Annotated in this window: 12 protein-coding genes; 4 read left to right on the top strand and 8 right to left on the bottom strand. The window is 53.4% G+C overall.

All coding sequences use genetic code 11. The features are described 5' to 3' along the window. Nucleotides 1–7: 7 nt before the first annotated feature. A complete protein-coding gene (locus B4N58_RS05200) occupies nucleotides 8–868 on the bottom strand; it encodes a lytic transglycosylase domain-containing protein (protein ID WP_008251698.1) in 861 nt (286 codons plus the stop codon). 417 nt (nucleotides 869–1,285) lie between these two features. Between B4N58_RS05200 and B4N58_RS05195 the strand changes: the two genes are divergently transcribed. Further along, nucleotides 1,286–2,869: a UbiD family decarboxylase gene (locus B4N58_RS05195; protein ID WP_008251700.1), complete on the top strand. Its 1,584-nt coding sequence runs from the start codon at nucleotides 1,286–1,288 to the stop codon at nucleotides 2,867–2,869. Here the strand turns inward: B4N58_RS05195 and B4N58_RS05190 are convergent. The 5 genes from B4N58_RS05190 to B4N58_RS05170 form a co-directional block, all read right to left on the bottom strand. Continuing rightward, nucleotides 2,847–3,257, bottom strand: a complete 411-nt coding sequence (locus B4N58_RS05190; RefSeq protein WP_008251706.1) for a hypothetical protein — start codon at nucleotides 3,255–3,257, stop codon at nucleotides 2,847–2,849. The two genes, B4N58_RS05195 and B4N58_RS05190, sit on opposite strands and share 23 nt — an antisense overlap. Beyond that, complete coding sequence (locus B4N58_RS05185) at nucleotides 3,254–3,652, bottom strand: phage holin family protein (RefSeq protein ID WP_255348728.1); 399 nt, start codon at nucleotides 3,650–3,652, stop codon at nucleotides 3,254–3,256. Before B4N58_RS05185 ends, B4N58_RS05190 begins: the two co-directional genes overlap by 4 nt. 9 nt (nucleotides 3,653–3,661) lie before the next feature. Next, nucleotides 3,662–3,961 (bottom strand): DUF883 family protein, encoded by a 300-nt coding sequence (locus B4N58_RS05180; protein WP_008251715.1) that lies wholly within the window; start codon nucleotides 3,959–3,961, stop codon nucleotides 3,662–3,664. A gap of 104 nt (nucleotides 3,962–4,065) precedes the next feature. After that, nucleotides 4,066–5,517 (bottom strand): D-alanyl-D-alanine carboxypeptidase/D-alanyl-D-alanine endopeptidase, encoded by a 1,452-nt coding sequence (dacB, locus tag B4N58_RS05175; protein ID WP_291746577.1) that lies wholly within the window; start codon nucleotides 5,515–5,517, stop codon nucleotides 4,066–4,068. Nucleotides 5,518–5,592: 75 nt separating this feature from the next. Continuing rightward, nucleotides 5,593–6,183 (bottom strand): hypothetical protein, encoded by a 591-nt coding sequence (locus tag B4N58_RS05170; RefSeq protein WP_050771229.1) that lies wholly within the window; start codon nucleotides 6,181–6,183, stop codon nucleotides 5,593–5,595. A gap of 361 nt (nucleotides 6,184–6,544) precedes the next feature. On the opposite strand from B4N58_RS05170, the gene B4N58_RS05165 reads away from it, so the two are divergent. The 3 genes from B4N58_RS05165 (at nucleotide 6,545) to B4N58_RS05155 (ending at nucleotide 10,464) form a co-directional block, all read left to right on the top strand. Beyond that, a complete protein-coding gene (locus B4N58_RS05165) occupies nucleotides 6,545–8,404 on the top strand; it encodes a DEAD/DEAH box helicase (RefSeq protein ID WP_291746570.1) in 1,860 nt (619 codons plus the stop codon). A gap of 126 nt (nucleotides 8,405–8,530) precedes the next feature. After that, nucleotides 8,531–9,901 carry a chloride channel protein gene (locus B4N58_RS05160; RefSeq protein WP_291746568.1) on the top strand — a complete coding sequence of 457 codons (1,371 nt, stop codon included), beginning with the start codon at nucleotides 8,531–8,533 and terminating at the stop codon, nucleotides 9,899–9,901. Beyond that, the gene (locus tag B4N58_RS05155; RefSeq protein ID WP_291746566.1) at nucleotides 9,898–10,464 is read left to right on the top strand and encodes a hypothetical protein; all 567 of its coding nucleotides are present in this window, start codon (nucleotides 9,898–9,900) and stop codon (nucleotides 10,462–10,464) included. The genes B4N58_RS05160 and B4N58_RS05155 overlap by 4 nt, the downstream gene beginning before the upstream one ends. Here B4N58_RS05155 and B4N58_RS05150 read toward each other — a convergent pair. Together B4N58_RS05150 and B4N58_RS05145 are read right to left on the bottom strand one after the other, a co-directional pair. Continuing rightward, nucleotides 10,443–11,111 (bottom strand): response regulator transcription factor, encoded by a 669-nt coding sequence (locus B4N58_RS05150; protein ID WP_008251726.1) that lies wholly within the window; start codon nucleotides 11,109–11,111, stop codon nucleotides 10,443–10,445. The genes B4N58_RS05155 and B4N58_RS05150 overlap by 22 nt on opposite strands. Continuing rightward, on the bottom strand, nucleotides 11,098–12,951 hold a 1,854-nt coding region (locus B4N58_RS05145; protein WP_291746561.1), incomplete at its 5' end, for a two-component system sensor histidine kinase NtrB. The genes B4N58_RS05145 and B4N58_RS05150, both read right to left, overlap by 14 nt.

Genomic DNA, 12,951 nt, shown 5'->3' with positions numbered 1-12,951 from the left:
TTGTGGACTAACCTTCTGTGCCGGCCACGGTGACTGCGGATACTTTCTGGCCATTTTCACGCGAAGCGACCAAGCTGCCTTGTTGGTAGGTTGAATCAATACGCGACTTGAGCGCCAAAACCTTGCCAGGGTAGCCGCCATCGTTGCCGTGAATGGCTGCACCCACATACCAGCGCAAACCGGCACTCACGGAACCCGTGCGGCGGGTGTATTCGCGAATGATTTTCGCACCGACACGCATGTTCATTTCAGGATTCAGAGGCGACCAGTCACCGGGCGACAAAGCCTCAAACTTGTCTTTGTGAATTTTCGGCATCACCTGCATCAAACCGCGGGCTCCCACCGGACTTGCGGCGAAAGGATTGTAGGAGGATTCAATGCCCACAATCGCCAGGATCAGGGTGGGCTCTACTTTCTCTTCCTTGCCAACCTTGTAAGCCAATCGCACAATTGACTCTACAGCCTCGGGCGACACGCTGTAGCGCTTGGCCAGATAGGAGGTAATTTGACGTTGACCTGCGGTCAAAGGCTTACTCGAATCAATCGAATTGAACTTCACTGGCATCAAGTTTTTGGAACCCGAAGGGCTTGCCGAAGACTTGGCTGTGCTGTTGACCACCTCGGCGCCACCAGCTGCGAGGCCTGTGCTGAGCAAATCTATTTCAGTGGCGAAAATTGCCTGCACTGGGGCAGAGAAAAACACCTGACTGCGAAGTTCGGCGTTGGACAGCAAAATAGCCACTGCGCCTGCCACCAGAACTGACGTTGCTACACCGAGACCGGTAACAGCATGTTTCAAAGATTGAATTAAATTCTGAGACTGGACCTGCTGGCCATTAACGCTCAGAACGGTTTCGTACTGCTTCATGCAACCTCCTCTGCTACGCAAACGCAGGCTTAACCCTGCATTGTTTGACTCAGCGGTGCATCTGCCTCCATTTTGTCCGTGAGGCAGAACGTTCTGCTTTAACCAACGACTACAAGTACTGCATGGTTAAAGCACTCTTAAGATGAAGTTAGGCTGACTTGAGTTCCCTCAAGTTTCACCCTCCAACTGCGTTTGTGTGACTTAGGTGATACCTGTCACAAAGCTGACCGGATTCTAGGGTCAACCCGGGCAGGGGTCAATGCAAAATCTGGTAGAGTCTTTCTACTCAAAACAAGAACTTACCCCCATCGCTAGGCGTTATGCGCTTTTGGGGGGCTTGAAAAAGCCCTCTAGGTGTGGGTTGTAATTTCTTGTTAACTGTTCCTTTCGGACCACAAACAGGCAGTTTTTTTCACAATGCGATACAAGAACCTTCGAGACTTCATCGATTTACTCTACAAAGAAGGTGAACTTCAGCGAGTACCTGAATCCGTCAGTCCAATCCTGGAGATGACCCACCTGTGCGACAAAGTGCTACGCGCCGAGGGGCCTGCTCTATTGTTCGATGCGCCGCAAGGCTATCAACATCGGGTATTGGGCAACCTGTTTGGCACACCCAAACGGGTGGCTATGGGCATGGGCGCAAGCAACACCGAGGCGCTGCGGGACATTGGCCGCACTTTGGCTTATCTGAAAGAACCTGAACCACCCAAGGGAATGCGAGACGCACTGGACAAGTTGCCTTTGGTGAAACAGGTGCTGTCAATGGCCCCAAAAGTGGTCAGTAAAGCACCATGCCATGAAAACGTAGTAGAGGGTCCGGACGTTGACTTGAACCAGATACCCATTTGGACTTGCTGGCCCGATGATGCAGCCCCTTTACTCACTTGGGGTTTGGTGGTCACCAAAGGCCCAAATCGCAAACGCCAAAACCTGGGTATTTACCGTCAACAACAAATTGGCAAAAACCGGCTGATCATGCGCTGGCTCGCCCACCGGGGCGGTGCGCTCGATTTTCGCGACCATGCACTGAAGTATCCCGGTCAACCTTTTCCAATTTCAGTGGCACTAGGTGCCGACCCCGCGACTATTCTGGGTGCAGTGACGCCCGTTCCCGACACACTGTCTGAATACCAGTTCGCAGGTTTGCTGCGCGGCAGCCGCACTGAACTTGTGGCTTGTAAAGGCAATTCGCTTCAGGTGCCAGCCGAGGCCGAAATGGTGCTGGAAGGCCACATTTACCCCTATGAGCACCCCATCGCAGTGGCGGCCCGCAAAGGAAGAACCGATGGCGAAGTGCCCGAGATACGCGACGGCGTCACCGTGCTCAGAGAACCCCCGCCTGTGCCCGGATACCTGAAAGGCTGGGACTGCGCACTGGAAGGTCCATACGGAGACCACACTGGCTATTACAACGAGCAAGACTGGTTCCCGGTATTCACGGTAGACCGCATTACGTTACGCAACGATGCGATTTATCACAGCACCTACACCGGCAAACCACCCGACGAACCTGCTGTATTGGGCGTGGCATTGAACGAGGTGTTCGTGCCAATACTGCAAAAGCAGTTTCCCGAAATTGTGGACTTTTACCTGCCGCCAGAGGGTTGCAGCTACCGCATGGCGGTTATCTCCATGAAAAAAGCGTATGCCGGACATGCCAAGCGAGTCATGATGGGTGCCTGGAGCTTTTTGCGCCAATTCATGTACACCAAATTTATTGTGGTCGTCGACGACGATGTGAATGCGCGTGACTGGAAAGAGGTAATTTGGGCGATTACAACCCGAATGGACCCCGTGCGGGACACCGTATTGATACAGAACACCCCGATTGATTATCTGGACTTTGCAAGCCCTGTAAGTGGCTTGGGTGGCAAGATGGGACTGGACGCGACCAACAAGTGGCCCGGAGAAACCACGCGCGAGTGGGGCCGAAGCATTCAGCCCGACCCCAACCTGGATGAGCGAGTACGAGAACTTATGAGTCGCTTGGGTCTGTAGAGTGCCCAGGCACCGAACGGGAAGCCCAAGGGCTTTTCGTTTGAAACCAGAACATGCCAGCCGCCAAGGCGATTGCGCCTAGACCAGCGCGCAATGCCACCTTGGAAATGGGCTGTCGAAAACGAAGCAGTACAGTGGAGGCCAACATGCCAAGCAAGGGATACTTTTTTAAGCCCTCTTGCCAGAATTGACCACCCAAGCTAGCCACCGGACCCAGTGCGCGCATGTTGCGCTGCCCAAGCCAGCCACCAAACTGCCTGAACACATTGACCCAGGCAAATTCTTTTTTCAAAGTATCGATTTGCCCACCAAACTCCATGCGCTCTAGCTGGGCTTTCATCATCAACAATTCTTTGCGTGCTTCCAGTGCATCAAACTTTTTGCTCATGACTGCTCCCGGGGCTCGCTACCCAAACTGTCAAGCACCGCCTGTTTGTCCCGACCCAGTTCGGCCAATGTCGCTTCAAACAATGGGGGTTGCGAGGCCAGGGTGTCTTTTAATTGCACATAAAAGTACACACCCAAAACTGCATAGAAAGCGACGCATCCGGCAATTGCGAGAAAACGATGCGTATCCCATGCCAATGCAATCACCAAGATACAAGCAAACAACGAAGCAAATGCAGCGGCCAATGCAGTCAACAATGACCAAACCACGGTCCGCACCGTGGTTTGACGTACCTGAGCCAACTCGACGCCCGCCAACTCCAAGCGGGTTTGGGTCATGCCCAATAAACTGGCCACAACCCTTTTCAGTGCTGCCCTTGCATTTGGATTAAGCACAGCCAACCTTTAACGACGGTTAATAATCAAACCCAACACAAACCCCACTGCCGCTGCAATACCCACTGCCTTCCATGGGTGATCATGCACATAATCATCGGTGGCACGCGCTGCGGCTTTGCCTTTTTCGAGAACGGCCGACTGGGCGTCTTGCATCACCTCTTTCGCGCGGCGCAAACTAACCAGGGCTTTTTCACGAAGTTCAACTGCACGTTCACCTGAGGATGAAGCTGCGGCTTTCAACAGATCTTCTGCATCGCTCAACACAATTTTCATGTCACTAAAGAGTTTGTCTTTGCTGTTGTCCATATTTGTTGGCCCCGTGCTGGTGAATGAAAGTAATGAATCAGTCTAACAAAGGAAAACCCAGATTGGGAAAGGCTTGCGGGCAAGCGCATCATTTTTGGTTTGAATTATTCCGCCCTGTATAAAAACTCGAGCAAGCTTTCCATGGGACCCCAGCTGTCGTAAGCCCTGGGGCTTTTTACCAAAACACCAACAGCCCACAATTGCCCCTCGCGGTCTCGCAGGTAACCACCCAAAGAACGCACTCCATTGAGACTACCGGTTTTCAGATAGGCGAATCCATCCACATTGGTCACGCGTCGATGAAGGGTACCGTCTGCACCGGCGCGCGGAAAACTGGCGAGAAAATCGGGGAAATCCGATCGAGCCGCCATATTGCGCAGAAACTCGACCAGGCCTTTTGCATCAATCCGGGTGTCACGGGACAAACCCGATCCATTCTCGAAAAACCAGTCATTGGATGAAATTCCCTGCTGCTTCAACCAATCCTTAAGCTGCACATTAAAAGCCTCCGGAGTGCCTGCCACCGCCAATTCAAGATGGCGAGCCATCACATTGCTAGACCATTTGTTGATCTGCTTGATCAGGTCACTCAGTGGCTTTCCATAATGCGTATACAAGGCAATGGTGTTGGCTGGCGTCACCCCTTTAATCACCTGCCCGCCTTGTGGCCCGGCAAACTTGCCGCCCAACTGCAACCAAATTTCCTGTACCCACGATTCCCACAGCCAATCCTGCGCGGGCACACGAATGGGCAAGCGCGATTGACCGCAACGACGCGGGTAGTTGCCCTTCACAGTCACCACTACATCGCGCCCAGCCTTTGCAAAGTCTACGGACATGCCGTTTTTCCAGGCACCGCAACCGCCACCAGTCAAATTGATTTCCGAAACAAAAGCCCAGTCTTTTGGCGCCTCTTCAGGCACAACCACCACTGTGCTTTCATTGATTTTCAGGTCAATCGACATTGCACCAAAATTCAGCAACAGGGCATCGGGCTGGGCATGATAAGCACGGTGAGGAGCATCATCAAAAGCATCTTCCTCAGCAAGGCCAAGGCTGGGCAGTTGTTCGGCAAAAGCGGAGTCATCCAACACAACCGGGCCGTTAATGATATCGACGCCTTTGGTTCGAAGCTGTCGAAGCGAAGCCCACAAGTCTGCACTCAAAAACGCCGGATCTCCGCTGCCTTTGATGTACAAGGGACCAGCCAACACACCATCCACTGGCTCAGAAACGGCATGAAATCCCGTTTTGAATCGATAAGTCGACTCAAGCTTTTGCAAAGCCAGCGCCGTTGTAAATACCTTGGCCACAGAGGCAGGATTGACCAACTGACTGGAACCGTGGGCGTAAGCGTGCGGTTTTCGGTGAACGAAAGGTGCAATGGGTAGTGCGTAGGCTGTGAAATTGTCTGCTGCAATGCCTTTTTTGACGAAGGCCTGAGTCACGCTATTGGGAAAAGCCCGCACTTGGGGATCCAGGGGGCTGGACCATGTGGCTTGCGGCAAAGCAAGACTCAAGAGGACGATAACACCACCTAGTTTACGAACTGACACGCGTGAAATCCTGAAGTGCAATTGTGAACTTTCAGGATATCATTCGTGCCACCTTGTGGCGCTTGGCACAGGTCCTCAGGTGTGTTTCTTCGGATCCTTTTTACGCTCCCAAGGTCGCGTGGGAGACTCTGTCGCCGGCGCATCCTGAACTGGTGCCTCCTCGGGACTTACCGAAGGGGAGGCCACAGTGGTATCGGCTTTGCCCACTGCGGGCGGTGCGGTCACAGTCGGATCAGTTGCCACCGAGTCGTCAACACCTTTGGGCAACCAGCGTTGCCGCCCTTGGGCGAGAGGCACAGCCTCTTCGGGCGTACCTACCGGTGCAGAACCCGGCTCAACCGGCACGGCATGCATCCCGGCCGGTTCAAGCGACGTCTTTTCCTGCTTGAAGGCCGAGTTCCGAATCTCGGGTTTCACCACTTCGATTTCATTGGCCAGCATGTAGTCGTTCATGTCGCGCCAACCCTCAAACACGCCGGACTGGTGTGTATTCGGGTTCAACGTAAAACAATCCTCCAGCGCACGCCCAGAATGCCTGCACGCCGCGCCCACCGCCTTGCTGTCTTCCATGGACAACTTGCCTGTCAGGCCCGGGATCTGCGACAGGTCGCATGAACTCAGCATGGTCGCAGCACCCGCCACCATTAATATCTTCAGTTTTTTCATAATCCAGTCCTGATTGACTACCTCTACAGGTGATAACGTCCGGTTCCTGGAAAAATTGATAGACATTTGCGGGGATGTTGGTGTTTTTCTTCTAATTGTTGCTTTAACCACAATCTTTTCTTGTGCATCGCACACAAACCCAGTAGACTTCGCTCCAGATTGCAAATCAACGGGTCGTTTTACGATTCTCACCATTGGACCGCGTTGGGTTGCCTTTGTTGGCACAAGCTCTTGAAGCTGTGCTTTGCCCATCGCCGCCAGTTCTCTTGCGACCATCCGGAACAACTAAGTTCCTAGCCGCGTCGTCTCATTTCTGTTCGTCGATGAATTTTTAAGTCCACATCGAATTGGAACTTTTATTATGTCTATGTCATTTGATGACATGGGTCTTGCCGCGCCTTTGCTGCAAGCCCTGAATGCTTTGAACATTACTGCCCCTACACTCGTACAACAAGAAGTCGTGCCCCTGGGCAAAGACGGTGGCGACCTGATGGTCTCCAGCCAGACCGGTAGCGGCAAAACTTTCGGTTTCCTGCTGCCCGTTATGCACCGCATGATGACCGGCGAACAAAGCCCCATGGAAATGCTGGCTGGCCCGGAATGTCTGGTGCTGTGCCCAACACGTGAACTGGCCCAACAAGTTAGCCAAGATGCGATCAACCTGGTGAAATTCACCAAGGGCGTTCGCGTAGCAACTGTTGTTGGCGGCATGCCTTACGGCAAGCAAATGGCCAGCCTGCGTGGTGCACGCATTGTTGTGGGTACACCTGGCCGATTGCTCGATTTGGCCCAGCAAGGCAAATTGAACTTGAGCACAGTGACTACATTGATCGTTGACGAAGCCGACCGCATGCTCGACCTGGGCTTCTCTGAAGACCTGGAAGCCATCGACCAACTGTGCGGTAACCGCATTCAAACCTTGATGTTCTCCGCCACCTTTGCCAAGCGCATTATCGGTTTGGCCGAAAACATCATGAACAACCCAAAGCGCATTGAAATGGCGGCTCAGAACGAAGCCAACACTGACATCGCCCAAAAACTGATGTGGGCTGACAACCGTGGTCACAAGCGCAAGCTGTTGAACCATTGGCTGGAGCACCCAGACATGGTTCAAGCTGTTGTATTTACAAGCACACAAATTGATGCTGAAAACCTGGCCCGCGATTTGGCCGACGAAGGCGTTCGTGCCTGCGCCCTGCACGGTGGCATGCCACAAGTAGTGCGTAACCGCCGTTTGGCCAGCGTTCGCAAAGGCGACATCAAGGTACTGGTTGCAACCGATGTTGCTGCCCGTGGCCTGGACGTGCCTGCAATTTCTCACGTCATTAACTACGGCATGCCCATGAAGTCGGAAGACTATGTGCACCGCATTGGCCGTACCGGCCGTGCTGGCCGCAGTGGCGTGGCAGTAACCTTGGCCGAAGCCTGCGACATCATCAGTGTTCGTGGCATCGAGCGTTTCATCAATTCACGCATTCCCGAAGAACAGGTTGAAGGCCTGGAGCCACGCGGCAACTTCACACAGGCACCACGTGGCGGCAAGCCAAGTGGCGGCCGTGGTCGTTCTGGTGGTGGCGGCTACGCTGGCAACAGCGGTGGCCGTTCCGAAGGCCGCAGCTTTGGCAGTGGCGAGCGCAAGTCCTACGGCGACAAGCCTTCTTATGGCGACCGCAAACCCTTCGAAGCGCGTGAAGAGCGCAGCTTCGGCGAACGCAAATCTTATGGTGACAAGCCTGCCTTTGGCGAACGCAAGTCCTACGGTGACAAGCCGGCCTTCGGTGAACGCAAGTCTTTCGGTGACCGCAAGCCTTATGAAGCCCGCGAAGAGCGCAGCTTTGGCGACCGCAAGCCGTTTGTTCAAGGCGAAGAGCGCAGCTTTGGTGATCGCAAGCCATTCGGTGACCGCAAGCCATTCGGCGACAAGCCTTCATTTGGCGATCGCAAACCCTTCGGTGAGCGCAAGTCGTTTGGCGACAAGCCCTCCTTTGGTGATCGCAAGCCTTCCGGCTTTTCAGGCAACTCCGATGCACCGAAAAAGTGGAATCGCGATGCAGAACGTCCAAGCTTCCCACGCTCTGAAGAGCGTGCTCGCCCGGCCTTCCGCGCAGAAGGTACAGCGCCTTCTGGCCCAAAGCGTGAACACGCTTCTGGTGCACGTAAAGAAAACGCGGCGCGCAACATGGGTGACCGTGGTGGCTTCAGCCGCCGCCGCGCTGGCTAAAAAAGCAGCGTAAAAGCAGCACCGGGGGAAACCCCAAGAAAAACCCTCAGCCGAAAGCCTGAGGGTTTTTTGTTTTTATGCGACAATTTGAGGCTTGTTGACCAACCAAGCAGGAAACCTCCCACCGTGCGGCCAAATTCCAAAAGCAAGTGGCTGGCGCAAAGCGCTCGACTATCCCGTTTCATGGCAGACCGGGGCATGATCATCTCCGTGATCTATCTGTTTTCCCTGCTGGTAGGCCTGCTAGCCGTAGGCTTCGCGTGGATGTCAGACTTCGCTGGGGAGTGGAACAAGGAACTGTTTTCCGAGCACATGTGGATCGCGCTGCTCTTGCCCCCCATTGTGTTTCCAATTGCACTGTGGCTGGTCAACACAATTTTTTGGGGATCAGGGGGCAGCGGTATTCCACAAGCCATTAAAGTCACAAAGCATCCTAAGCCCCGCCTGATGGAACGGCTGTTGGGACCACGCGCCTTTATGGGCAAGCTGCTGATCACACCGTTTGTGATTGCTGCGGGTGCAGCTGCTGGTCGTGAAGGACCCACGGTTCAAATTGGTGCTGCGCTGATGGCCTATGCAGGCCGTTTTCCCAATATTGCCAAACTGTTTGACACACGTTCGCTGATCATTGCCGGTGGCGCTGCAGGGGTTGCCGCTGCCTTCAATACGCCACTGGGTGGCTTAATGTTCGCCTTTGAAGAACTGGGGCGCCGCAAAACAATGCGACACACCTCGGCACTGCTGATGGCGATTGTGCTGGCTGGTTTGGTCGCCCTGATTCTTCAAGGTAACTATTCGTACTTTGGTTATTCAAATGCCACCATTGATTGGGGGCAGGAATGGCTGGTTATCTTCACGCTGGCCATTCTGACAGGGATCGTCGGTGGTTTGTACGGGCGCAGTATGTTGATCCTGGTGTCGAGCACCAGCTTTCTGGGCGGTTTGCGCAGCCGTTTTCCTTACCGCTTTGCGGCTGGTTGTGGCGTTGTACTCTCCTTGATGGCACTGGTGTTTGGTGCAGAGGTGTTTGGTGCAGGTTACGAGGAAACCAAAGCCGCACTTCAGGACAGCGAAGAACTGTCACCCATGTTCTGGCTCACAAAAATGGTGGCCACTGTAGTGTCGTTTGCCAGCGGGGTGCCAGGTGGCGTGTTCTCGCCGACCCTGTCGATCGGCGCGGGTTTTGGTCATTTTTTTGCAGGCCTCACCAACAGTGAAACCGCGCCCTTAATGCTGTTGGCCATGGTAGGTGTATTGTCTGCTGTTACTCACTGCCCGATCACCGCATTCGTCATTGTGCTGGAAATGGTCGACAACCACGATTTGGTCATGCCGCTGATTTTCGTGTCAGCCATCTCCACGCAGGTCAGCAAACGGATTTTGCCAGCATCCATTTACCACTTGCTTGCAAATCAAATCAAAGTCAGCTTTGCTCAAACCGAATCAGCGCCGGAACCAAAACCTACAGAAACCACCAGCCTTGACGACAAAAAATGAGCAAACGCTCAATTAGCAAGTTTGGAGCAGGAAAAATTGCTGGATTGTCGGCGGTCGCTGTGTTTTGCGCAATCAAACCTGCACATGCCATCGACAGCGTGGTTCAACGGTTAAGCAACCCGGAAATGCACTGCGGCCATCAACCTACACTTGACTTGTTCAACGGTGTGGTCAACGCGCTTTCGGAGTCACAGAGTACCGCAGCCGCGCTGACTCTTCGCCGGGAAGACAGACGACTGGAAATATTGATTCATTTCAAGCCAGGGCAAACCGAAATTCCGTCGAACTGTCTGCCCAAACTCGAGGCTTTGAATGAAGCCACCAAGGCGGGAAAATCTGGCCCGATTTTGATTCGCTCGAGCACTCAAACCGAGGGCAGTGCGGAACTGGATCTGGCCGTGGCCAGCCAAAGACTGGATGCTGTTCAAACTTATTTCAGGGACAATCGACTGGCCCGCAAAGCATTTGTCCTGGAGCTGCACCCTGACACCTCGAGCCCACTGTTTGGCGATGCAGTTCGGCTGCCCAATATGGTGGAAATTTATTCCAGTCCAGCCAACTGATCAAACCCCAAGCGGTCACTGAGGCGACTCAGTAAAGTTGCCAACTCGGCAGCCGAACGCACCTTGAGTTTGTCAAACACATTGGCACGGTGAACTTCAACTGTCCGCATGGAAATGTCCAACTCAGAGGCGATCACCTTGTTCAGCTTGCCCTTGGCCACCAAAAACATGACCTCTCTTTCGCGAGGTGACAGGCGATCAATGCGCTCAGACCATTGCTTCAATACTTCCAGATTCACCAGGAATTCACCTGATTTTTGAAGTGCCTGCTTGACTCGCTCAATCAAACGCTGATCGGTGGTAGGCTTTTCATAAAAATCGAACGCACCATTTTTTACAGCTTCTACAGCAGTAGAAATATCGCCATGCCCAGTCAAAAAAATGACAGGCAGACGGTCAAGACTGTAGCCGCTGCGCTTGAGCCACTCGAACACCTCAAGACCCGACATATCGGGCATGCGCAAGTCGAGTAACAGGCAAAGCTCGGCATCACTGCTGACATATTCATCGAGCCTGGACTTGAAGCTTTCAAAGTTCGCAAACCCTTGCATGGGAAGATCCACGGTTTCGAACATCCATTTCATGCCCTCGCGCAGATCGTCATCATCGTCAAGCAGCAATACCTGCACTTTTTTAGTTGGCTCCAACTGACTGTTCCCCTTCCATGGATTCTCTGACTGCCATTGGCAAGTCCATTGTAAAACACGTGCCGCCGGTGGGCACCGCTTCTGCCTTCAAGCGACCACCATGTGACTCAGCCACCGAACGACACAGGCTTAAACCCAGGCCCAATCCGTCAGGTTTGGTCGACACCAAAGCCTCGAACATTTTCTCAGTGTTGTTCAAGCTCAAACCTGGGCCATCATCGCGCACTGAAAACTCAAATGAGTTTTCCAACTGCCGCGCGCGTATCCACACATTGCGAATTCGTTGCGAAGCAGTGAACGCCTCGGATGCGTTTTTAACCAGATTCACCAAGGCCTGCTCCACCATGATTCGATCGATGTACAGCACGAAATCGGGTGTTCCAATGTCAAAATGCAAACGCACCTGGTGAAGCATCGCGGTGGAATTCACCATGAACTGAATCGAATCGATCAAATCGACCACACGAACATTCTCGCGAGTGGGCTTGCGTTTGCGCACCAGATTTTGAACTGAGCCAACCACACGGCCAGCGCGCTGCGCCTGATCACGCAACTTTTCAAACAACTGGCCATACATCTCAAGACTGGCACCTCGCTGGCTTAAATTCATGCCGGCCTGCGCGTACGACACCATGGTGGCCAGTGGCTGATTCAACTCATGTGCAATGTTGGACGCCACTTCCCCCACCAAAGCAAATCGTGAAGCGGCTTGCAATTTCTCCCGCTGCTCGGCAATAAGTGACTCGGAACGTTTGCGATCGGTAATATCGATCACCGAGCTCATCCAGCCAGTGTGCACACCGCGGCCGTCTTTCAGCGGCGCCTCAACAATCAGCACATCAATGAACTTGCCGTTCTTGTGCTGGTAAATGGTTTCAAACCCTTCAGGCGGAGCATTGCCAGAAATAACGTCGGCCACCAACCTTTTGTATTCCTCGGTACTTTTGCTGGGCCAGTAAGGCAAGGGCTGGGGAATGCCAATCAACTCCTCGGGTTTGTAACCCACCATATTGCAAAACGCCGGGTTCACATAGCGAATAAAACCCTGCAAGTCCCAAACGCGCAAACCCACGGCCATGGAGTCTTGCATGGATTGGCGAAACAACTTTTCTTCTTCCAGGCGCGCTTCAATTTCCAGACGACGGCGAGAATCGCGCCACAACATGATGAAGCTCAGCAGCAACAACAACAGCAAAAATGCCAAAGCCCCGGTAATGCCGTAGTTGAACAATCGGGGGCCCTCTTGAATGCTGTTGACCCTGAGTTGAAATTGCAGCCCGCCAAGTTCCAGCGAAGTGGTGTGCATGTAAACCCCGGCACCTGGGCTGGCTTTGACCAGACGCGACAAAATTGCCCCGCTGGCATCGAGAAGCTCCACCTGGTTATCTTGCGCAAACCACCAAGGCAGCTCTTTTTCCAGCATCAGGTCGAGATCGATCAAACCCGCGGTAACAGCCTCACCACGCTGAGCCACACTGACATTGGCCACATAGTGCCGCCCTTGAAATAAAAAGGGTCCAACCAACCCGTCCAAGCGAGACTCGTAACGTTGATTGACTGGCGCGGAAATCAATTGACGAACCGCTTCGAGGTCGTACTCATCAAAATTGTCTTCCAGATTCACAATGGGAATTAGTTCTGGTCCACGAAATACAGCCACCAGTTCACCTGAACTACGACTGAGCTGATTCAAGCTTGCAGCCAGCCGTGCCGATGGATAAATGAGCGAATCGTTTGTTAGCGCTTGCAGCGAATTGATCAGACCGCCCACTTGAAACTGAATGTTCTGGCGAGCCCACAGTGCATCTGCAATCAGTTTTGCCTGGTTTTGATCCCGTTC

This window comes from Limnobacter sp. UBA3528 (assembly GCF_002377005.1).
Taxonomy (GTDB): domain Bacteria; phylum Pseudomonadota; class Gammaproteobacteria; order Burkholderiales; family Burkholderiaceae_B; genus Limnobacter.
Note: the sequence above shows the minus strand (reverse complement) of the source record. Positions and strands in the feature narration are given on the sequence as shown.

Coding starts and splice junctions, on each gene's coding strand:
- B4N58_RS05200 (WP_008251698.1), bottom strand. CDS start 868: ATGAAGCAGTACGAAACCGTTCTGAGCGTTAATGGCCAGCAGGTCCAG.
- B4N58_RS05195 (WP_008251700.1), top strand. CDS start 1,286: ATGCGATACAAGAACCTTCGAGACTTCATCGATTTACTCTACAAAGAA.
- B4N58_RS05190 (WP_008251706.1), bottom strand. CDS start 3,257: ATGAGCAAAAAGTTTGATGCACTGGAAGCACGCAAAGAATTGTTGATG.
- B4N58_RS05180 (WP_008251715.1), bottom strand. CDS start 3,961: ATGGACAACAGCAAAGACAAACTCTTTAGTGACATGAAAATTGTGTTG.
- B4N58_RS05170 (WP_050771229.1), bottom strand. CDS start 6,183: ATGAAAAAACTGAAGATATTAATGGTGGCGGGTGCTGCGACCATGCTG.
- B4N58_RS05165 (WP_291746570.1), top strand. CDS start 6,545: ATGTCTATGTCATTTGATGACATGGGTCTTGCCGCGCCTTTGCTGCAA.
- B4N58_RS05155 (WP_291746566.1), top strand. CDS start 9,898: ATGAGCAAACGCTCAATTAGCAAGTTTGGAGCAGGAAAAATTGCTGGA.